At 46.0% G+C, this 20494-nt stretch carries 19 protein-coding genes; 16 read left to right on the forward strand and 3 right to left on the reverse strand.

From position 1 onward, the window contains the following. The first annotated feature begins 207 nt into the window (after nt 1–207). From ACXADE_RS00865 to ACXADE_RS00900, 8 genes are all read left to right on the forward strand, one after another. Nucleotides 208–555, forward strand: coding sequence for an ArsR/SmtB family transcription factor (locus ACXADE_RS00865; RefSeq protein WP_474978632.1), 348 nt, complete (start codon nt 208–210; stop codon nt 553–555). Nucleotides 556–565: 10 nt separating this feature from the next. Then, nucleotides 566–1861 carry an arsenic transporter gene (locus ACXADE_RS00870; protein ID WP_474978633.1) on the forward strand — a complete coding sequence of 432 codons (1296 nt, stop codon included), beginning with the start codon at nt 566–568 and terminating at the stop codon, nt 1859–1861. 30 nt (nt 1862–1891) lie between these two features. Further along, nucleotides 1892–2314, forward strand: coding sequence for an arsenate reductase (thioredoxin) (gene arsC / locus ACXADE_RS00875; protein ID WP_474978634.1), 423 nt, complete (start codon nt 1892–1894; stop codon nt 2312–2314). A 104-nt stretch (nt 2315–2418) separates the two neighbouring features. Further along, the gene (trxB, locus tag ACXADE_RS00880; protein WP_474978635.1) at nt 2419–3372 is read left to right on the forward strand and encodes a thioredoxin-disulfide reductase; all 954 of its coding nucleotides are present in this window, start codon (nt 2419–2421) and stop codon (nt 3370–3372) included. 179 nt (nt 3373–3551) lie between these two features. Then, complete coding sequence (locus ACXADE_RS00885; RefSeq protein ID WP_474978636.1) at nt 3552–4601, forward strand: ArsR/SmtB family transcription factor; 1050 nt, start codon at nt 3552–3554, stop codon at nt 4599–4601. Beyond that, nucleotides 4598–5827, forward strand: a complete 1230-nt coding sequence (locus tag ACXADE_RS00890; protein ID WP_474978637.1) for an MFS transporter — start codon at nt 4598–4600, stop codon at nt 5825–5827. Before ACXADE_RS00885 ends, ACXADE_RS00890 begins: the two co-directional genes overlap by 4 nt. A 220-nt stretch (nt 5828–6047) precedes the next feature. Next, nucleotides 6048–6758, forward strand: a complete 711-nt coding sequence (locus tag ACXADE_RS00895; RefSeq protein WP_474982169.1) for a nucleotidyltransferase domain-containing protein — start codon at nt 6048–6050, stop codon at nt 6756–6758. Between the two features lie 3 nt (nt 6759–6761). Then, nucleotides 6762–7277, forward strand: coding sequence for a P-loop NTPase family protein (locus tag ACXADE_RS00900; RefSeq protein ID WP_474978638.1), 516 nt, complete (start codon nt 6762–6764; stop codon nt 7275–7277). Nucleotides 7278–7329: 52 nt separating this feature from the next. Here ACXADE_RS00900 and ACXADE_RS00905 read toward each other — a convergent pair whose 3' ends face one another. Then, nucleotides 7330–8913 (reverse strand): high affinity choline transporter 1, encoded by a 1584-nt coding sequence (locus tag ACXADE_RS00905; RefSeq protein WP_474982170.1) that lies wholly within the window; start codon nt 8911–8913, stop codon nt 7330–7332. Nucleotides 8914–9061: 148 nt separating this feature from the next. After that, nucleotides 9062–9616, reverse strand: coding sequence for a choline uptake/conversion transcriptional regulator CudC (cudC, locus tag ACXADE_RS00910; protein WP_474978639.1), 555 nt, complete (start codon nt 9614–9616; stop codon nt 9062–9064). A gap of 548 nt (nt 9617–10164) precedes the next feature. Between cudC and ACXADE_RS00915 the strand changes: the two genes are divergently transcribed. The 3 genes from ACXADE_RS00915 (at nt 10165) to cydC (ending at nt 14930) form a co-directional block, all read left to right on the forward strand. Beyond that, complete coding sequence (locus ACXADE_RS00915; RefSeq protein ID WP_474978640.1) at nt 10165–11199, forward strand: S-layer homology domain-containing protein; 1035 nt, start codon at nt 10165–10167, stop codon at nt 11197–11199. 297 nt (nt 11200–11496) lie between these two features. Further along, a complete protein-coding gene (cydD, locus tag ACXADE_RS00920) occupies nt 11497–13224 on the forward strand; it encodes a thiol reductant ABC exporter subunit CydD (protein WP_474978641.1) in 1728 nt (575 codons plus the stop codon). Next, nucleotides 13221–14930, forward strand: coding sequence for a thiol reductant ABC exporter subunit CydC (cydC, locus tag ACXADE_RS00925; protein WP_474978642.1), 1710 nt, complete (start codon nt 13221–13223; stop codon nt 14928–14930). The genes cydD and cydC overlap by 4 nt, the downstream gene beginning before the upstream one ends. Nucleotides 14931–15023: 93 nt before the next feature. On the opposite strand, the gene ACXADE_RS00930 is transcribed toward cydC, so the two are convergent. After that, a complete protein-coding gene (locus tag ACXADE_RS00930; RefSeq protein ID WP_474978643.1) occupies nt 15024–15383 on the reverse strand; it encodes an LSm family protein in 360 nt (119 codons plus the stop codon). 203 nt (nt 15384–15586) lie between these two features. Here ACXADE_RS00930 and ACXADE_RS00935 point away from each other — a divergent pair, with 203 nt between their 5' ends. The 5 genes from ACXADE_RS00935 to ACXADE_RS00955 all read left to right on the forward strand — a co-directional run bounded on the left by ACXADE_RS00935 (nt 15587) and on the right by ACXADE_RS00955 (nt 20493). Next, entirely contained in the window at nt 15587–16537 is a 951-nt protein-coding gene (locus ACXADE_RS00935) for an MBL fold metallo-hydrolase (RefSeq protein WP_474978644.1), read from the forward strand. A 92-nt stretch (nt 16538–16629) separates the two neighbouring features. Continuing rightward, nucleotides 16630–18339, forward strand: coding sequence for a DNA-binding protein (locus ACXADE_RS00940; protein WP_474978645.1), 1710 nt, complete (start codon nt 16630–16632; stop codon nt 18337–18339). A gap of 81 nt (nt 18340–18420) precedes the next feature. Next, a complete protein-coding gene (locus tag ACXADE_RS00945) occupies nt 18421–18804 on the forward strand; it encodes a carbonic anhydrase (protein WP_474978646.1) in 384 nt (127 codons plus the stop codon). A gap of 62 nt (nt 18805–18866) precedes the next feature. Next, nucleotides 18867–19085 carry a hypothetical protein gene (locus ACXADE_RS00950; RefSeq protein WP_474978647.1) on the forward strand — a complete coding sequence of 73 codons (219 nt, stop codon included), beginning with the start codon at nt 18867–18869 and terminating at the stop codon, nt 19083–19085. Between the two features lie 286 nt (nt 19086–19371). Continuing rightward, a complete protein-coding gene (locus tag ACXADE_RS00955) occupies nt 19372–20493 on the forward strand; it encodes an NAD(P)/FAD-dependent oxidoreductase (protein WP_474978648.1) in 1122 nt (373 codons plus the stop codon). Nucleotide 20494 lies beyond the last annotated feature (1 nt).

The raw sequence follows: 20494 nt of genomic DNA on the forward strand, positions 1-20494 counted from the left end.
CAGCTTTATAGAAAGGCTTGAAAATGAAAAAATATATCCTTCTTCTTACCTCATATCAAAGTTGTCGGAGATTTTTTACATGGATATTGATCCGGATCTCCCAACGCATTTGGTCTGATTCTCCCACTGAGTGTTCCATTTGGTGATATTTTTCTCTTGCATATATAAGCATATGCTTATATAATGATGGAGGGTGAGGTGATTCTGATGGAAAAGACAATCATTGAATTGGAGCAAGCGGCCCAGACGTTGAAACTTCTGGGAGATAAAACACGGCTCACGATTCTTGGTTTAGTGAAAGATAGCGAGTGCTGTGTATGTGAGTTTGTGGAAGTGTTGCAAATGAGTCAGCCTTCAATTAGTCAGCACTTGAGAAAATTGCGGGATGCTGGATTTGTGAAAGAGAAGAGAAGAGGGCAGTGGATTTTTTACTCCTTGAATACGGACCACGAAACATATCCGATCATCCAACAAGTGCTGGAACAAATTCCAGACCAAAAAGAGAAATTGACCGCATTGGAAGAAGCGGGAATGCGTATCCAATGCGATAGCTAGGGGGATTGTTTTGAGTTTAGCTTTGATTGCTACGATTATTTTTGTACTTACACTCGTCTTTGTGATTTGGCAGCCGAAAAACCTCGGAATCGGGTGGTCCGCTTGTGCGGGTGCTGTCCTTGCCTTGGCTTTTGGCGTCGTTGATTTTCAAGACGTGCTGGCCGTGACCGATATCGTTTGGAATGCGACGTTAGCTTTTATAGCGATCATCATCATTTCATTGATTCTGGATGAGATCGGGTTCTTTGAATGGGCAGCGCTTCACATGGCCCGTGTGGCTAAAGGTGATGGGAAGCGGATGTTCGTTTATGTGACCTTACTTGGGGCTGTCGTTGCTGCGTTATTCGCCAATGATGGTGCAGCCCTGATTTTGACACCAATTGTCCTTGCGATGGTCAGGAATTTGAATTTCAAGGAAGCGATGATCCTGCCGTTCATCATGGCAAGTGGGTTTATTGCCGATACGACATCGCTGCCACTGATTGTCAGTAACCTAGTGAACATCGTGTCGGCAGATTTCTTTGAGATCGGGTTTGTGGAATATGCTTCACGCATGATTGTTCCAAACCTGTTTTCACTGGCAGCAAGTATCCTCGTGTTGTTTTTATTTTTCCGTAAAAGTATTCCGGATAACTACGACTTGAACCAGTTGAAGAAGCCGAAGGAAGCCATTCAGGATGATAAAATGTTCCGGATGTCCTGGGGGGTTCTTGCTGTCCTGTTGGTCGGGTACTTCGCGAGTGAACCACTGGGGATCCCGGTTTCAATTATCGCAGGTGTTGTTGCAATTTTCTTCCTGATGATGGCAAGAAGAAGTGCAGCTGTCCAGACGGGAGAAGTCATCAAAGGAGCGCCATGGGCCATCGTATTCTTCTCGGTAGGAATGTATGTCGTCGTTTATGGACTCCGAAATGTGGGCCTCACGGATGTACTTGCGAACGTCATTCAATATACAGCAGACCAGGGAATGTTTACGGCCACCGTCTCGATGGGATTCATTGCGGCTATCCTGTCATCCATTATGAATAACATGCCGACGGTCATGATTGATGCACTTGCGATTGCCGATACGAGCACAACAGGAACGATGCGGGAAGCACTCATTTATGCCAATGTCATCGGTTCGGATCTCGGTCCTAAGATAACACCGATCGGGTCTTTAGCGACGCTACTTTGGCTACATGTTCTATCCATGAAAGGATTCCGGATTTCATGGGGATACTACTTCAAAGTTGGAATTATTTTAACCGTGCCGACCTTGTTCATTACACTCGTCGGACTTTATCTATGGTTATTGATCATTTAACTAAATCATTGAAAAAGGGAGAAATGCTACATGTCTAACAAACCAGTCATCTATTTTCTTTGCACAGGAAACTCTTGCCGCAGCCAAATGGCCGAAGGGTTCGGTAAAAAATACTTGAGCGACAAATACGAAGTTAAATCTGCAGGAATTGAAGCACACGGATTGAATCCGAATGCTGTTAAAGCAATGAAAGAGGTAGATGTGGATATCACAGATCAGACATCTGATATCATCGACTCTGATATCTTAAACAATGCTGAATACGCGATTACTCTTTGCGGGGATGCCAACGACAAATGTCCAATGACCCCTCCGCACGTCAATCGATTCCACTGGGGATTCGATGACCCGGCAAAAGCGGAAGGGACGGAAGATGAAAAATGGGCCTTCTTCCAGCGTGTACGTGATGAAATTGAAGCACGCATTCAGAAGTTTGCTGAAACGGGAGAGTAATAAACATCTATTCTTGTATGAAATCATGTGAAATCAGGCATGAATCAAGTGATTTCAGGTTATATCTTTAAAGAGATAGATCATTGGGTAAGGAGGAGTTCAGGATGGCTTATCGATCAATTATTCTAGGAACCGGTCCTGCGGGCTTGACGGCTGCTGTATATCTAGCGAGAGCTGATATGGAACCCCTTGTCATCGAAGGTCCAGAACCGGGAGGACAACTGACACTTACGACAGAAGTAGAAAATTTCCCGGGTTTTCCTGATGGCATCATGGGGCCTGAGCTTATGGATAACATGAAAAAGCAGGCGGAACGCTTTGGAGCGACTTTCAAGCGAGGCTGGGTGACGGATGTGGAAGTTGGGAAGCGTCCATTTAAACTCCAAGTGGATGGTTTAGGTGAGCTGGAAACCGAAACGTTGATCATTTCAACAGGGGCATCAGCTAAAATGCTTGGAATTCCGGGAGAGAAGGAAAACCTCGGCAAAGGGGTCAGCACCTGTGCGACTTGTGATGGATTCTTTTTCCGGGGAAAAAAGGTGGTCATCATCGGTGGAGGAGATTCTGCGATGGAAGAAGCCACATTCCTTACAAAGTTCGCAAGTGAGGTTCAGGTTATTCACCGTCGTCATGAGCTCCGTGCTTCCAAAATCATGCAGACAAGAGCCCAGGAAAATGACAAGGTAACTTGGGGATTAAATAAGACACCAGTGGAAATGATTTCTGATGGTATGAAAATCAACGGTCTCAAAGTTCGAGACAATGATTCTGGTGAAGAAGAAGTCATTGAAACGGATGGTGTTTTCGTTGCCATTGGTCATAACCCGAATACGGAATTCGTCAAAGGTAAGCTGGATATGGATGAAAAAGGTTACATTCTCGTTGAGCCTGGAACGACGAATACGAACATCCCAGGGGTGTTCGCATGTGGAGATGTTCAGGATCAAAAATACCGTCAGGCAATTACAGCAGCGGGTACAGGCTGTATGGCTGCGATGGACACGGAGCGTTTCCTTGAAGGAGAAGCTACCATCGATTGGAGCGAAAACTTGTCCTAACCGAACAGGAAAAGCATCGATCTGTATAATCAGATCGATGCTTTTTTTATGTTTCAGATGGCGTTCCTCCCTAAATATTGGGTGACCAGGTCTTACATAAAATGGATAAACGGAAATGTAATCTAATTATATTGAACATTTTGTTCTAAAAGTATAGAATAATGCCAAGAGGTGATCATATGGAAGTATTTTCTATGGGTTCGAGAAAACGGGAGACGTATAACGTTGAAGTGAAGTATTCACTTATGTGGGAGACGGCGATGGGAATCGCTGCGGTGACGAATGAGCGACTTTTGGATACGCTGGAATATACAAAAGAACAATGGCAGGAGATCAAGGACTCGTTAGAGGGTGAGATGTTGGATCAATTAGAAATCGTGAAACAGCACAATACGTGGAAGACGATTTTACTGCTGTTGCATGAAAGGGATGTCCAATCTGTAGATGAATTCAACGAATTCGTTGATGGTTTGAGCGAAGAGCGGCTGCGCTGGATCGCAATCCCTTACCTGGGAGAGCGGCACGAAGAAGACAGAAAGCAAGCCTCTCGAGGAGATGAGGAAGCCGTACAAAGATTGAAGGAAGGATCAAAAGAAAATGTATTTTTTCCTGATTACATTGCCTACATTTTCAAAGTGGATGCCGGTCATTTAAAACATCATGTCAAACAAGTGATGAGAGGCTGGTATGAATCAGTTCTCCGTCCAGATGAGAAGAAACTTACAGGCCTGCTGCACCGGGATGCTGCTTCCAAAGAAAAGCGTCTATCCCAACTTGATGCCGAAGCGTTTGTGGAGTGGGCCACTGGTGGCATCCGTTATCATCCGGAACCGAGTGTACATAAAGTGATCATGATTCCGCAGTTCATCTACCGGCCGTGGAACATCGAGGCTGAGATCAAAGGGGCGAAAGTTTTTTATTATCCGGTCTCCAATGAGAGCATTTACCCGACCGACCCGTTTGTACCGGACCAAACGCTTGTCCAGAAATTCAAAGCGCTGGGAGATGAAAACCGTCTCCGTATTTTGAAAATATTAATGAGCGGCAGCCGGACGCTGAAAGAAGTAACAGAGGAAGTTGATATGGGGAAAACAACGGTTCACCACCATTTGAAATTGTTAAAATCCGCCCGGCTACTCGTTACCGATGGTTCTAGATATGTAGTCAATCCTGAAGGCCGTGCAAAGCTTCTGGACGAATTGGAGTGGTTTTTAGGAGAGAAACCATGACCGAAGAGAGTTTCCTTCACCAGGAGAAAAAGCCTTCTTTCACAGCCAATCGCCAGGCGTTCCGGTTTATCGGTGGTAATTTGGTATCGTTTTTTGGGGATCAGATCTATTTAATTGCCCTCCCTTTAATGGTGCTGTCACTGACAGGATCTCCGCTCAGTATGGGTATCGTCGCAGCGATTGAGCGGGTGCCGGTCCTGCTTCAGCCGTTGGCGGGAGCTCTTGCTGATCGAATGAATCGTAAACGTATTCTTTTATTTTGTGATTTTTCCCGTTTCCTGCTGCTGGGCGCTGTGGGTTTGTTATTCCTTCTTGAAGCAGCAGCGATTCAATATCTTTATGTGGCTGCTTTTATCATCGGAATCCTCGGTCAGCTTTATCAGACGTCTCAGTTCGCTGCCATTCCTAAGCTTGTAAGAAAACAGGACCTTGATGTGATGAATTCTCTGAATACCGGAGTACTTCAAACAGCGGTTTTTCTCGCACCAGGAATTGGGGGATGGATGGTGACCCTATACAACCCGGGCATCGGCATGCTTATCAACAGCATCAGTTTTTTCATTGGCTTTCTCGTGGTTTGGAGTCTGCGTTTAGATGGGGAAAGGTCTCCTGAAACCAATGCTCCCTTTTTCCATGATATTCACGAGGGGTTCCGTTTCGTTCTATATCAAAAACCGCTGTTTTACACCAATCTGGCGATGTTATTTTCGGTATTTGGTACGACGCTTTTCCTGACGATGATGATCGTTCATTTGAAGGCAACGCTTGGTTACAGTGGAACTATGATTGGATGGATTCTTTCGGCAGGTGGATTAGGAGCAATTGGGGGTGCAGCAATGGCTCCGGCGTTGAGAAAGCGTGTAGCGTACCGCTCGTTGTTGTTTGGCTGCGGGACCGCAGGGGGCATGTCCATCGTGTTGTTTAGTCTCTTTCCATCCTTTCTGCCCCTTGCGCTCTTGAACGCTGCAGGGACCATCTGTGCTTCCATCAGCAGTCCATGTATTGTAACGTTGAGACAAAAGCTGACTCCTGAACATCTGCTTGGAAGGGTACAGGCGACCAGCCGTTTCATGACATGGGCATTGATGCCTGTGGGTGCCCTTGTGGCTGGACTGATTGGCGAATACATAAGTACATCCATGACAATTGCGATCGGAGGAAGTGTCTCCGTCCTCGCTTCTTTCATCTATTTACATCCTGCTTTGAACCAGGTGGCTGATGAGTAGGAAAAAGCATGCATCGCAAATACCATCCCCCCTGGTCTTGATCCTGTGTTTATATAAAGGGCGACACATGTCTGTATCTATAATCATAGTTTAAAAGAGAGAATGACTCTTACGTTGGCAGAAAATGCTTTGAAGCAAAATACAGGAGTGGATTTGGTATACTGAATATTCAGAGAGGAGAGGGGCTATGGATGTATTTGGTGATGGAAAGAGGGAGCGGATGAGACCTATCAAGGCAGCGGAGCAAATACTGACTGAGAAGTTCCCCTCTTGTGATGCGGCTATCCTTGCCGGCAGTGTTGTACGAGGCGAAGCGACCTCTACATCGGATTTGGACATCGTCATATTTGATGGCCGCCTGAATGCTTCTTACAGGGAGTCTTTTGATACAGAAGGCTGGCCGGTAGAAGTGTTTGTACATAATTGGTCTTCATACCGGAAGTTTTTAGAGAGCGATTGCAGTCGTGGACAGCCTTCCATGCCGAGAATGATTACAGAAGGAAAGGTCCTCAAGTGGGAAGACCGGCTCACGAATGTGCAGAATGAAGCAGCCCTCTGTCTTGAAAAAGGACCGCCGGCATGGTCGAAAGAAGCCGTGGAGATGAAGCGGTATTTCTTAACGGACGCTTTGGACGATTTCATCGGATGTCATGACCGCGGGGAAGCGCTTTTTATCGCAGCTACTTTGGCGAAGGAGACCAGTGACTTTTATTTGCGGGTGAACCAACAGTGGAGCGGTTCTTCTAAATGGATGGCACGAGCTTTACGAAACTATGATGCTGCTTTTTCAGCACGTTTGATTCGTTGTTTTGATCATTTTTATCGGGAAAACGAAAAAACAGGCGTCGTCCAATTGGTGGAGGATGTATTACACCCTTATGGCGGTCGTTTGTTTGACGGCTTTTCCATGGACAAGCCGAAAGGGAGGTAAATGATGAAGAGGATCATGGTTATCGGTGTATCACCTGGGGTGGGGAAGTCGACATTTGCCAAAAAGCTTGGGGAGAAACTTGCAATCAATGTCTATCATCTCGACCGATTCTATTGGGAGCCGGGGTGGAAGGAAGCGAGTATGGAAGATTTTATTTCAAGGCAGAAGAATGCTGCTGAAAAGGAGCAGTGGATCATCGAAGGAAATTACCGGAGTACGTACGAGGTCCGTTCGGTGAGGGCAGATACGATCATTTATTTGGAGCTGTCGTTAGCAACCTGTCTTTTCAGAGTGTTGAAAAGGTGGTGGAGGTACCGGGGGAATACACGTCCTGATCTTGGTTTCGGCTGTCATGAACGACTGGAGTTCGACTTTCTGAAATTCATTGTGACGACCTACCGCAAAAGGAAAAAGAACATGCAGGAAAGGCTTCTTTCGTTTCAGGAAATCGGAAGAGAAAAGCGTGTCGTTCAATTGAGGTCCAAAAAAGATATTCAGAAATTCCTTGATCATCTTTAAGATTCATACGTAAAAAAGCGCTCCGAATCTAGATTCGGAGCGCTTTTTCTTTTTAGGCTGCTTTGTCTTTTTTCTCTTCCGGTAGAAGGAGTGGCTTCGGCTGAGCTTTTTTCTTGGTGAATTCAGATACCGCAAAAATCATAAGGAATGCGGCAATACACGCGAGTGTACGGAAAGGGAAGAGAACGATTCCATCCGCGTTAATCATCGGGTATGGAAGAAAAGCCGGCAGTCCAATGGCTGGCTCCCCTCCACCTAAGCGCAGGAATAAAGCGGTACAGAAACCGGCAATCGAACCATACACGTTCGCATTTTTATAAAACAAGGCCATCGTGAGTTGTGGAAAAAGAATCGTATACACAAGGTCTGAGGCTAAATACCAGAGCGTATAAACACTTTTGACGTTCAACGCGATGATCATTGCTCCGACACCTACGATGATGATCGTGCGCTTGATGACTTTTTTCAATTGTTCGGAGCTTGCGTTCGGTTTGATTAATGGACGATACACATTCCATGACGCCATCGAAGAAGCTGAAAGAATGGAAGAGTCCATGGAAGACATCACTGCTGCCGCCAGTGCACCGAGTCCGATAGCGGATACGAGTTCAGGCGTTAGATATCTTAGAATGTGCGGCAGGATAACGGCTGGGTTTTCAGGTGCTGGAAGTCCCATCCCGGCCCAGTCCATATTTACACCGACAACTCCGATGAGAACGGCAGGAATTGCAGCAATAATGCAGACAATCCCTGCTGTGATGGATAACCACATCGCTGTTTTTTCATCTTTGGCTGATAGCACACGCTGGAAATAAACCTGCCAGGCGATCCCACCAAAAATAAGGAGCAGGGCATAGTCCATCCAATTCCAGAACCAATTGCCCCACGCAGGGTCTTCCCATCCGTTCAAGGGAGGAAACAAGTTGGCGTAGGATCCGAATTCTGCTGAATAGTTGCTCCAGGCATTTTCGATTCCCCCTACGTGTCCGAGCGTAAATGGAACGACTAAGAGGAGACCGAGCAAAAGAATCGCCATTTGAAAGACATCGGTGTAAGCGACGGCCCACATGCCTCCTGCTACAGTATAAGCAATGGCGATGATTCCTGAGAGAATAATGGAGGTTGTGAAGTCTATGTTCAGAATCGTCCCGAACGTTGTACCAAGTGCCGTCAATATCGCCGCACTCCAGAACATTTCTCCAAGTAAGGCCGGGAGATAAAGGACGCCTGCCATTTTCTTTCCGAAACGTTGTTCTAATGGATCGATGATGGTGAGGAATTCATAACGGCGCATTTTACGGGCATAAAAAATACCCCCGATGATCAGACTCAGGGCATATCCCCATGGAGCTTGGGCCCATACGAGGCCATCGCTGTAAGTGAATTCGGCAGTACCATTGACGTAACCGCCGCCGACCCATGTGGCCGCCATCGTGAACATAGCGATTCCGAGAGGCAACCCGCGGTTGGCAACCATCATATCGGATAAGGAGCTGGATTTGTTTGTGGCGAAGACAGCTCCGATGTAATAGACGAGGGCATAAAAGACGATCATGGCGATAAAACCGCCCCATTGGATGTTTTCGTTCGTGAAGGCCATATAGAGGACAAATATACTCAAAAGCGTCCCGAGCATGATGGCCGCTTTGTTTTTAGTGAAAAAAGAAGGTTGTTGATTTGATTGCAATGACATCACTCCTTATATTATCAGAATATTCAGTAAACTATAAAGTACATACCTCTCCCACAAATAACAGTTGAATGTTATTCAGAGAGGTTTTTTATTATTGTTCTTGGTCGACAGGAAGAAAATCGAAAATTTCTCCGCTCTCAATGGAGTCTACGAGCTTCTGCAGCCAATGATAATAGGGTTTGGATGCTTCGAGCTGCTGAAAGATTTCTTCAGCTTCCTGTTTCATGTCTGAATGTGTGTCGGTGTCTTGAATAAGGTCAATCAATTCTTTCTGAGCGAGTTTGATCGCGTCCAGATTGGTTTTAGCTTCTCTTAACCATTTTTTCGTGAAAAAATTGGAGAAGAAGTTAAAGAAATCTTTCTCAGCAACAAAAGTCTGCCTGCGTGTCCCCTTACGGAACGTCTGCTTGACAATATTGTAATTCTGGAGTTTTTTCACTCCGGTACTCATGCTTGGCTTACTCATTCCAAGTTTTTCACGCATTTCATCCAGTGTCATATCGTCCTCGAAGTACATCGTTCCATACAAAGTGCCTGCACTCCGGGTCACTCCATACAAATCCATCGTTTCTGCAATGGAGTCAATCACAAGACCTTTAGCATGCTCAATGGTCTGTCTGGAGCTGTCCTCATGATGATTTGTCATTAAAAACCTCCTCACAGGCGTAAAAGCAATAAACTTTATTAAATTTTTTCTTTACAAGCTTTATCTTAACGAATAAAAAAAGCTTGTCAAAATCAATAATTTTTAAAATTCGCCTTAACCCCTATCATCTCATAGGTTATAGCCTATTTAAAAAAAATTATACTTTGACAAGCTTCATCTGCCTTGTTACTGTAAAGAACGTTCAAAAAGTTAAATTTTTTATTAACAAAATTAACGAATCTATGTAACTAGACATGTTTTTACATACAGGTAGCTGAAAAAAACAAAAAGGGATCTAGAAGAAAAAGGGGGCATTCGGGGTGCTGACTCTTTTATATATGGTGTGGCTTGTCCTTACGGGCCAGGCAAATTAGCAGGTAGCACACGGGAGAGTTTTTGATTTCATCTTTCTGAGGAAAAGGTTTGCCGCACTTGTGGGGTATTGATTGCGGAAGTGCGCCCTCAATAGACAACCTTTGGCCAGATTCCTTCAGGCGTGTGATAGACTAGTGTCAGCCTACTTATGGAGGCAAGAAAGGTTGAAATATATGAAAAAGAAATTATTTGGATTGGTGCTCTTGGGCGCATTAATGTTGCCTCAGACTGGGATCCATGCGGATACATATAATCCGATAGATATTGAAAACCATTGGGCTGAAGAAGAATTGATTCAGTTCAATCATTCCTCGTTACTTCAAGGGTACAAACAAGAAGATGGCACTCATGAGATGAAACCGGACGCCTCGATCACACGCGCAGAATTTGTTTCCATTTTAAATCGCGCCCTGGAGCTTGAAATGAACGACGGTACGGTCAATTTCGTAGACGTGAAAGATGGATGGTACAAAGACAGTGTGTATATAGCGGCATCGAATCAACTTGTTCATGGAGTCGGAAACAATACATTTGAACCGAACCGTCCGATTACACGCGCCGAGATTGCTTCAATACTTGTGAGAGGTTTCGAAGAAGGGATTGATTTCTCGGAAGGGGAACCTAAAAACTTCACAGACACGGAAGGACATTGGGCAGATGCTACGATCGACCAGGCCAGCCGGGCAGGAATCGTAGCGGGTACCACAGCTACCACCTTTAATCCGAACAGAAAAGCGACCCGGGCAGAGTCTGTTGTCATGATTAAACGTGCGATGGATAAAGACCGTCCAGAGAAGGGCGATAAAGCGGACGCAATAGCTTTAGTGGATGCTTATAATGATAAGCACAAGACTTCCCTGGACACTGAGGATACAGAGGGACTTGCTGATCTCGAGAAGAAAACGATGGGATACTATGAGGTCATACAATCTATCCGTACGCATTATGATACTCTGGCAATAGAAGATGAAGGCGTGACGTATTCGTTCGATTCTACAGAAACTCCCTCTCCTGAGATCACGCATCTCTCCAACTATTTTGCAGAAGCGAGAATTGATGAGGGGGAGTATGATGTAACGATCACTCGCACTGATCATAGTGGGGGGGAGAGATCGAAGACTTATTCGTATTCAGATGAGGCCGTATATAAGCTTCGTAAAACTCAAGGACAATGGAAGATCTACGATATATCACCTGCAGGGTACTAAAGGAAGGAAAGATCAGCTTATGGCTGGTCTTTTTTTGTATATCGTTCGGCAAATATGTAAACGTCCAGGCATTCACTCAAGTTGCCTGAGACTCTATTTCTCTTTCATTTGGATAAGGGGGATGAGGCGATTCTTTTGATCAGTGAAGGAGGTATGGGTGGTGTTTATTAAGGGGACGATGTTATAGAATTGTCATAGAATCATCTGTTTTACATTTAGCAATCCTTTGGCTGATGATTTATAATGAAGGTAATGTGAAAGTTTTCACAAAAAAGGTTGATAAGGGGTTTTATATAGATGAAACACCTCAAGAGATTTGCTTTCGCAGATCGCAAAGTTCTCATGCTTTTGGTCCTCACCTCGATATTGATCGGTGCGATGATCATTGGTCAGTCTTATTTTTTTGTAGCCATCGTCGATCGTATTTTTCTTGAGGAGCAGCGATTCCGAGATGTTTTTCCTCTTCTGGGAGGACTCCTCATCGTGCTCGCCGGCCGGTCCCTATTTACGTGGTTGAACGGACGGACAGGCGTTGCACTTGCTTCCAAAGCGAAACGGCATTTCCGTCAGTCCGTCATAGACAAATACACGCGTAATCCTGTCCAGTCCTCCTTACATGGTCAGTCGGGAAGGAAAGTGAGTGTACTGATGGATGCTGTGGATGAGGTGGATGGATATTTCAGCAGCTATATTCCACAAATGATACAGACCATGATCATCCCTTTGATGATCCTTATCGTCGTATTTACCCAGCATTTTTATTCTGGTTTAATCATGATCATCACAGCTCCTTTCATTCCGCTTTTCATGGCAATAATCGGCGTGATGACTAAAAAGAAATCAGAAGAGCAGATGGAGAAGTTGAACACGTTCTCTGGGAAGTTCCTTGATACGCTCCAGGGTCTGACGACTTTAAAACTTTTTGGACGATCAAAACAGCAGGAACAGGAGATGGAAAAAAGCAGCCTGGGCTTCCGTGATGCGACGATGGAAGTGTTGAAAGTGGCTTTCGTTTCTTCCTTGATGCTTGAGTTCATCTCCATGCTCAGTATCGGATTAATTGCCTTGGAGATTGCTATCCGACTTGTCGTATATGAGAGTGTCTCCTTCTTCACCGCCTTTTTCATCCTCATTCTCGCCCCTGAATTTTACTTGACTTTGAAAGACTTCGGGAGCGCTTTTCATACAGGAAGAGGGGCTTCGGGGGCTGTCAATCAGCTGACGACTGAGCTTGAGAATGAAGAGCAGCAAATAAGCTTTGGAAGTGGAAAATTAAAGGAAGGGATTCCTCCTGAAATCAAACTGGATCAAGTGGGCTTTCGCTATGAGCAGGGCTTCGAATTGAAAGGTTTATCGGCAACGGTTGCTCCTTTCACTCAGACCGCCATTGTAGGAAAGAGCGGTTCCGGTAAATCCACTCTTCTTCATTTGCTAGGCGGGTTAGCTCCACCATCTTCAGGGTCCATATTCGTCGATGGCCGTTCGCTGTTTGATTACGAGGAAGAAAACTGGTTTGGTCAGGTGAGCTACATTTCCCAGCACCCTTATCTCTTTTCCGGGACCATTGCAGAAAATATTGCCATCGGAGGGAGAGGAAATCATTCGATCGAAGAAATTCAAAAGGCAGCTGAGAAAGCAGGAATTCATGACCTCATATCTTCTCTGGAAAAAGGTTACGACACCCCTGTTGGTGAAGCAGGAAGGGGACTTTCTGGAGGAGAGAAGCAACGGTTGGCCCTGGCACGGACGTTCTTGAAGCGGCCTTCCATCATTTTGTTTGATGAACCGACGACAGGTCTCGACCTGAAAACAGAGCGGGTGCTGCAGGCATCCATGGAAGAGCTGTCCGAAATGGCATCGATCATCACTGTTGCCCACCGGATGCACACCATCCGGCACGCCGATCAAATTCTTATGCTCGATCACGGCCGGATTATTGGCAAAGGGACACATGGTGAATTATTCCAGAGTGTGAAGGAATATAAGGAAATGGTGACCGTCCATCAAGGAGGGAACTCTCTATGAATGAACTGAAGGAAGTTATCCGTCTGGTCGTAACAGAAAAGAAAGATATTGTGCTCTCTGTCGTCTTCGGGTTTCTTGCTGGAATATCGGCGGTCGGTCTGTTTGGAGCCAGTGGATATTTAATATCAAAAGCGGCGCTTATGCCTCCGTTGTATGCACTGACCGTTCTGATTGCCTTTTTGAAATTGTTCGGCTTTGCCCGTGCACTCGGGCGTTATGCCGAGCGGTATTTTTCTCACCGGGCGACGTTTACGATTCTCGGCAACCTGCGCCTTGCTTTTTACAAAAAACTCGAACCGCACGCCCCGAGGATTTTTCAAAAGTATCGGAGTGGTGATTTACTATCAAGAATCGTCGGCGATGTGGAAAGTCTCCAAAATTTCTTTCTGCGTGTCTATTATCCGCCGGTAGTTCTTGTCATCGTATTTTTGGGGACCATCGTCTTTACAGGAATTTTCTCCCGGGCAGTAGCCCTGGTATTTTTCCTGGGACTGCTCGTCACTGGGATTCTCATCCCAGCCTGGTACACCATCAAGCAGCGAAAAGTTGCCAATAAAGTCAGGCATGTCCGTGGTCAGCTTTCCACAGAATCTGCTGAACTGCTGCATGGTTTCCGAGATTTGAAAATCCATCAGCAGCTGGAGAACAAAAAAAAGGTGCTGCTGCAGGCCGCGGATGATTATGTAAAAAAAGAAGAACGCGAGAGACTGCAGATGCTTTCGAGCCACTCCTGGAATACATTTGCGACATTGATCGTCTCGTGGATTGTCACAGGTCTTGGTGCCTTTCTCGTAGCGGAAGGGGACTTGAACGGCCTTTTCCTGGCGATGCTCGTCATGATTTCTTTGACGGTCTTTGAGAATGCCGCACCTATGGCTGTCCTTCCCACTCATCTGGAAGACAGCAGGAGGGCTTCTGAGCGACTCTTTTCAATCGGGGAGAAAGAAGAGGCGGGCCAGGGTTCCGGGGAAATCTCTGCCCTCCATGCGCCCAATCTGGAGGTTTCTCATGTCCGGTACCGATTCCCTGAGGAGGAACGAGAGGCATTAAGGGATGTAAGCCTCACAATTCCTGCAGGAAGCAAAAATGCTATCGTCGGTGCCAGCGGGTCCGGAAAGTCCACGCTGCTGCAATTGTTCATGAAGTTCCAAGCCCCTGTTGATGGATCCGTTCATATTTCAGGGCAAAACCTGATGGACGTGTCTGAAGAAAGTGTGTGGGGGAACAGTAATGTCATTCTCCAAGAGAACCATTACTTTTACGGAACAGTCAGGGAAAACCTCGCACTTGCCGCCACGGATATCCCGGATGATGAGATGCACAACGTGCTGGAAGAAGTCGGCTTGGACCTGAGTCTTGATCAACTTGTGTTTGAAAAAGGGGAAAACCTTTCAGGCGGGGAGCGTCAACGCCTGTCCATCGCTAGGGCTTTTCTGAAAGGCAAGCGATTATGGCTCCTTGACGAACCGACCTCCTCGGTGGATGCTCTCACTGAACGCATGATTTTTAACCATTTGTACAAACGTGCAGCAGAGGATACCGTCATCGTCATCAGCCACCGTTTGAGCGGGCTTGAAAAGATGGATCAAATCATAGTCATGGACGACGGAAAAGTCGTAGAAACAGGTGATTATACGAAGCTGATGGAAAAACAGGGCTACTTCTACGAAATGAAACAAATCGAAAAAAACGTACTCAGCACATAAAAATGCCGTACCAGATATTCCATAATATGGATGACCTGGTACGGTAAATTATTCCATGTAATGAGATAAGGGGACATCCGGCCGGGAAGTGAATTAATAGTAATATGGGTAAGGGTAGGGATACGGGTAGTAATAAGGATAAGGCCGGGCGAAATATGGGAACAGCGCAAGCGTCGCCAGTCCTGCAATAGGTAAGACTTCACGGCGGAAGCGACGGGCACGTCGTCGTCCATAGCCATACTGCCTCTCTTCTGTGGTGTTGCCATTTTCATCGACCATAACATCTTCGCTGATCAAGATCGTCATCTGATCATGGTCTACCTCGGTGATGATGCCATCAAATTGACGTCCATCTTTCGTTTCGACCATGACGTGGTAGTACTTCATTTTATTGCATTGCTGATAGGAAGGCTGCGTATGACCTTGTTGGTGCATGTTGCGTTCTTCTGTCATTTTAACCATCTCCTCAACATCCATGATATTCACCCAGCCCAAAAGTGTGACTCGCCCTCGAATACTCCTTTCCCTCTGCCATCTCCTCCTGGCGTTCTGACCTACTCAAAAAGTACCTTTCTTGACAAAAAATCCTTTCTTTTTGGAAAGCGCTGTCATTATCTAGTAAACTGAAAGTAATTCATAAGGTGAGGTGAAGCGATTTGAAAAAACGAGCGCCCATGGATTTAGATCATGGTGTTTATTTGATTGACGGCTATGATATGGGGTTTGAAGGACGTACCGGTACATACGTATTGATGGGGGATGCAATCACTTTGATTGAGACAGGTCCGAGCCCCTCTGTGCCGAGGGTGCTGGCAGGTTTGGAAGAGCTGAATATATCGAAAGGGGACATTGCTTATGTCGTGCTGACCCATATTCACCTGGATCATGCAGGTGGAGCAGGTCTGTTAATGGAAGAGTGTCCGAATGCAAAGGTCATCGTCCATGAAAAAGGTCAAAGGCATCTGGCCGATCCCTCCCGGTTGATTCAAGGGGCAAAAGCGGTTTATGGCGAAGCTTTTGATAAACTGTTCGATCCGATCCTTCCTATAACGGAAGACAGACTCGAAACCAGGCAGGACGGAGACTCGCTCGTACTCGGGCAGGATCGTACCCTTACTTTTTATGACACTCCGGGTCATGCTAAGCATCACTTCGGTATTTTCGATTCAAGAAGCAATGGCATCTTCACGGGAGATACAGCTGGTATCCGTTATCATCAGACGGAAGACCATGGTTTGACGTTTTATTTACCATCGACCTCGCCTAATCAGTTCGATCCTGAGGCAACAATCGCAAGCATCGACCGCTTTCGCAAGCTTGACCCTGACTGTCTGTATTTTGGTCATTTCGGAAAAACAGAACAGCCTGATCAAACGTTTGACCAAGTAAGCAGCTGGGTTCCTATTTTTGTGAGTGAAGCGAAGGATGCGTTGGAACAAGGCGAGGGGTTGAAAGGGATTCAGCAGCGACTTCACCGCCGGGTATCTTCCTATTTGGATGAAAAAGGAATTCCGGAAGACCACGAAGTGTACTCGATTTTAAAACTGGATATGGAAGTATGCGCTATGGGTCTTGCCGATTACCTTAAAAAGAAAAGCAGAACGTAAAGGTTCTGCTTTTTTTCTTGATGCTACATATAATTGAAACATAATGGTTATTCCAAACGTAAAGAGAATGAGGAAAAAAAGGAGGATACATAATGATTGGAATGTTACTGACAACGGTTTTATCTTTTCTATTATTTTTAGCGTTATCGATAATCGTCTATGTGAAAAATCGAATGAGAAGAAAGAAAATAATGAAGACCTTTCTCGGAGTCCTGATTTTCGGGATGATCGTCATGTTCTTTGTCGTCTATGCTTTCATGCCGACGATTACGGTACCGAATATGCTGATTCTCAACGTGATTGTCGCGGTTCTTTTTGTACCTTTGGTATACGGGGGAGCCAGGGTGCCGGTTCAATACCAAACGATGCACAGGTCCTTGTCGGGGATTGTAGTAATCGGAGTTGCAGTCGCGGTCATCGGTGTTTTCGTGTATAGTATTTTGGCCTTGCAGGACAGCTATGACAGCATTACGAAGTCAGAAGAAGAGGAAGCACGTCCTTTGAATGAAGAGAACACACCGATTTCTGTCGCTCCGGAATCTGCCAGAAACAAAGTGCAGAAGGCGATGAGCGTCGTTCCGAATACACAATTTTATGATTTAGGTAAACTGCAGGCGCAACAAGTCCAAGGAGATATTGTTTATGTCGCGCCGGTTGAATTCACGAGCTTCTGGCGGTATTTACGAGGCAAAGAAACAGAAGGGTACTTTACCATAACCGCTACGAATATCAACGCCCAGCCTGAATTTGTACCGAACAAAATGAGGTATACGAACTCAAGCTTTTTCAATCATAATGTTCAACGTCTTGTCTATGGAAAGCATCCTGACTACATTCAAAGTGGAGATGCTCAAATCGAAATCGATGATGAAGGAAAACCATGGTATGTTCAAACCATTTATAAGCCTCTTCTGTTTTCCAACCGTCCGGACCTTGATGATATAAAAGTTGCCATTGTGGACCCGGTCACAGGAAATGTAGAGACTTACGATTCTGCAGATGCTCCGGAATTCGTAGAGGGATCCGTCAGTTCTGAACTTGCCGCAACTGAAAATGAGTTCTTCGGAAAATACGTAAATGGGTGGTTGAATTCTTTGTTCGGGAAAAAAGATGTTAAGATTCCGAATGAATCAGGCACAGAGAGTAGTGTCACGCCGATTTTCAATGAAGACGGGGAGATGTTCTACTTTACCGATATGGCTTCACCGAAGGAGAACATCGATTCAGCGCTAGGCTACACGCTGATCAATGCTCGGACAGGTGAGCTGACCTACTATAACGGGCAGCAAAACCAGGGCATAATGGACAGCAAAGGAGCGGTGCAGATCGTCAACAAACAGTACCCGGAAAAGAACTGGACGGGAACGATGCCTGTTCTCTATAATGTGGATGGCCATCCGACTTGGATTGTGAACGTCCTCGACCCGAATGGCTTGTTCAAGCAGTATGCCTATATTAAGGCTGCAGACTCAGACTTTGCAGTATTCGGTGATACAGCGAAACAGACGTTGAATGCTTACCGGCTGCAAATCGCCCAGGATCCGAGCAGTGTCGAAGGGAGCCAAGGAGTGGATTTAACCGAGATGTCAGGGGAGATCAACCGTGTTCTTGTCACATCCACGGACTCCAGACAATCTGTCCAATTTATTTTGGAAGGGGACACGACCATCTATACGGTTAATACAAGTAAAGCGCCACTGGCGATCTTCCTTAAAGAAGGCGATCAGGTGGAGATGCAGGCCCGTATCCGTGAGAATGGTACGGCGACAGTTGAAAGCATGCAAATCGAGGGAATCCAGTAATAAGAAGCAGCAGGAGATTCATTCCTGCTGCTTTTTGTTATGATAAAATATATACAGAAATTTAATTTGGAGGGATTCATGATGTCAGAAAAAACTTTTGCAACCGCTATAAACTGTATGGACGGCCGTGTTCAGCTGCCTGTTATTCACTGGATGCAGGAACGTTACGGTACGGAGTATATCGATATGATCACAGAAGCAGGACCGACGAAGTTCTTGTTGGAAGGATCTGAAGATCAACGGTCCGCAGTTAAAACGAAAATCGATATTTCCGTAGATAAGCACGGTTCGGGCGTAGTAGCTGTCGTCGGTCACTACAACTGTGCAGGAAACCCGGTCGATCGTGAAGAAAAGGCAGGCCAGATCAAAGAATCGGTAAACCTTGTGAAGTCCTGGGGCTTTAATGTAGATGTCATTGGTCTATATGTGAACGATCAATGGGAAGTAGAAGTCATCACAGGATAAGAGGATTTTTCTTCCTTTTGACGAATAGTTCTTATGGAGAACATTCGTAAAGGAGTGGCGTTATGGAACAGGCGAGTTGGTTTGACTTCGTCGAAATGGAACGGGATCCCGTTTATATGGAACTTCAGAAATTGACGGAGGAGAACCCAAACATACGCATTGCCTCCTATACCATTACGTTGAACCCTTTTGCTTTGATAGAAATTGAAGGTGATGGCATTCATGACTGCGTCAGTGATATTGAAGCCTGTTACACCTATTTATGCAACCAATGTAAATAAAGGAAAACCCCCTTGGATTGACTGTTCAAGGGGGTTTTCCTTTTTTACAGTATTGGGGACTTCAAAACATCATGGTGCACATCCATGCGGAGAGCAAGCCGTGTTATTTCCTCTATTAGGAAACAGGGGGGTAGGACAAGGGAAAAGGAGGTGAATGCTGGAGGGGCTAACCCCAGTGCTGGCATGAGTGAAGGATTTCATACAATGGCACAGAGGTTTGAGCAAGGGGGCCTTTTTCTATACAATGGTCATGGAACTTAAAATACGAAGGAAAAGGTGTTCACCTATGAAGAAATATATCGTCGTAGGCGGTGGTGTCCTTGGAGCATCTACGGCTTACCACTTAGCGAAAGAAGGCGTCGAGGTGAAAATCATCGACCGCAAAGATGAAGGACAAGCGACTGAAGCAGCTGCCGGAATCGTCTGCCCGTGGCTTGCACAACGCCGCAACAAAAGATGGTACCGTCTCGTCAAAGGAGGCGCCCGTTACTATCCAGAGTTGATTCGTCAGTTGGAAGAAGAAGGGGAAACCCGGACAGGCTACCGGCGTGTTGGAGCGATCAGCCTGCAGAGGGATGAAGGGAAGCTTGAAAAAACGATCGAACGCGCCTTGAAGCGCCGGGAGGATGGCGCTCCTGAAATTGGAGAGATCACGAGGTTATCCCCTGAAGAAGCGAAAAGGATGTTTCCTCCGCTTGCCGATGGTTATGAGGCCATCCATGTCAGTGGCGCGGCCCGGGTTAATGGTCGGGAGTTGAGAGATGCGTTGCTTAGGGTGGCAGAGAAAAACGGTGTAAAAAGAGTGGCAGGCGATGCCACCCTTATCCATAAAGGGAATAAGGTGACAGCGGTAGAAGTGGACGGTGTCCATCACGAAGCGGATGAAGTAATCGTGACTGCTGGTGCATGGTCGAAAGCTATCTTGGCTCCGCTCGGAATTGAATTTCTGGTTCACCCTCAAAAAGCCCAGATTGTTCACTTGGATCTTCCAGATACAGAAACGGAAGACTGGCCGGTCATCATGCCTCCCAATAATCAATACATGCTATCCTTCGGAGGCGGCAGGGTCGTAATCGGAGCGACTCATGAAACGGATGCTGGATTCGATGGCAGGTCCACTGTTGGCGGGCTTCATTACGTATTTGATAAAGCATTGGACGTAGCACCGGGGCTGTATGACAGCACTTTCGTTGAAACCCGGGTCGGCTTTCGACCATTCACCCCCGGCTCCCTCCCGGTTTTCGGTGGGATCCCTGGGTGGAAGAACTTGTTTGTAGCCAATGGACTTGGAGCTTCCGGTCTTACATCGGGGCCATATTTGGGTGCAGAACTTGCCCGTTTGGTTCTCGGCAAAGAAACCGAGCTGGATCCAGCGGACTATCATGTAGGAGAAGCGTTACGTTCATAAT

The sequence above is a fragment of the Halobacillus sp. ABR2_026 genome, from assembly GCF_056158545.1.

Bases quoted from the DNA above. Each gene is read 5' to 3' on its own strand.
- ACXADE_RS00865 (WP_474978632.1), top strand. From the start codon at position 208: ATGGAAAAGACAATCATTGAATTGGAGCAAGCGGCCCAGACGTTGAAA.
- arsC (WP_474978634.1), top strand. From the start codon at position 1,892: ATGTCTAACAAACCAGTCATCTATTTTCTTTGCACAGGAAACTCTTGC.
- trxB (WP_474978635.1), top strand. From the start codon at position 2,419: ATGGCTTATCGATCAATTATTCTAGGAACCGGTCCTGCGGGCTTGACG.
- ACXADE_RS00885 (WP_474978636.1), top strand. From the start codon at position 3,552: ATGGAAGTATTTTCTATGGGTTCGAGAAAACGGGAGACGTATAACGTT.
- ACXADE_RS00890 (WP_474978637.1), top strand. From the start codon at position 4,598: ATGACCGAAGAGAGTTTCCTTCACCAGGAGAAAAAGCCTTCTTTCACA.
- ACXADE_RS00895 (WP_474982169.1), top strand. From the start codon at position 6,048: ATGAGACCTATCAAGGCAGCGGAGCAAATACTGACTGAGAAGTTCCCC.
- ACXADE_RS00900 (WP_474978638.1), top strand. From the start codon at position 6,762: ATGAAGAGGATCATGGTTATCGGTGTATCACCTGGGGTGGGGAAGTCG.
- ACXADE_RS00905 (WP_474982170.1), bottom strand. From the start codon at position 8,913: ATGCTCGGGACGCTTTTGAGTATATTTGTCCTCTATATGGCCTTCACG.
- cudC (WP_474978639.1), bottom strand. From the start codon at position 9,616: ATGACAAATCATCATGAGGACAGCTCCAGACAGACCATTGAGCATGCT.
- ACXADE_RS00915 (WP_474978640.1), top strand. From the start codon at position 10,165: ATGAAAAAGAAATTATTTGGATTGGTGCTCTTGGGCGCATTAATGTTG.
- cydD (WP_474978641.1), top strand. From the start codon at position 11,497: ATGAAACACCTCAAGAGATTTGCTTTCGCAGATCGCAAAGTTCTCATG.
- cydC (WP_474978642.1), top strand. From the start codon at position 13,221: ATGAATGAACTGAAGGAAGTTATCCGTCTGGTCGTAACAGAAAAGAAA.
- ACXADE_RS00930 (WP_474978643.1), bottom strand. From the start codon at position 15,383: ATGACAGAAGAACGCAACATGCACCAACAAGGTCATACGCAGCCTTCC.
- ACXADE_RS00940 (WP_474978645.1), top strand. From the start codon at position 16,630: ATGATTGGAATGTTACTGACAACGGTTTTATCTTTTCTATTATTTTTA.
- ACXADE_RS00945 (WP_474978646.1), top strand. From the start codon at position 18,421: ATGTCAGAAAAAACTTTTGCAACCGCTATAAACTGTATGGACGGCCGT.
- ACXADE_RS00950 (WP_474978647.1), top strand. From the start codon at position 18,867: ATGGAACAGGCGAGTTGGTTTGACTTCGTCGAAATGGAACGGGATCCC.
- ACXADE_RS00955 (WP_474978648.1), top strand. From the start codon at position 19,372: ATGAAGAAATATATCGTCGTAGGCGGTGGTGTCCTTGGAGCATCTACG.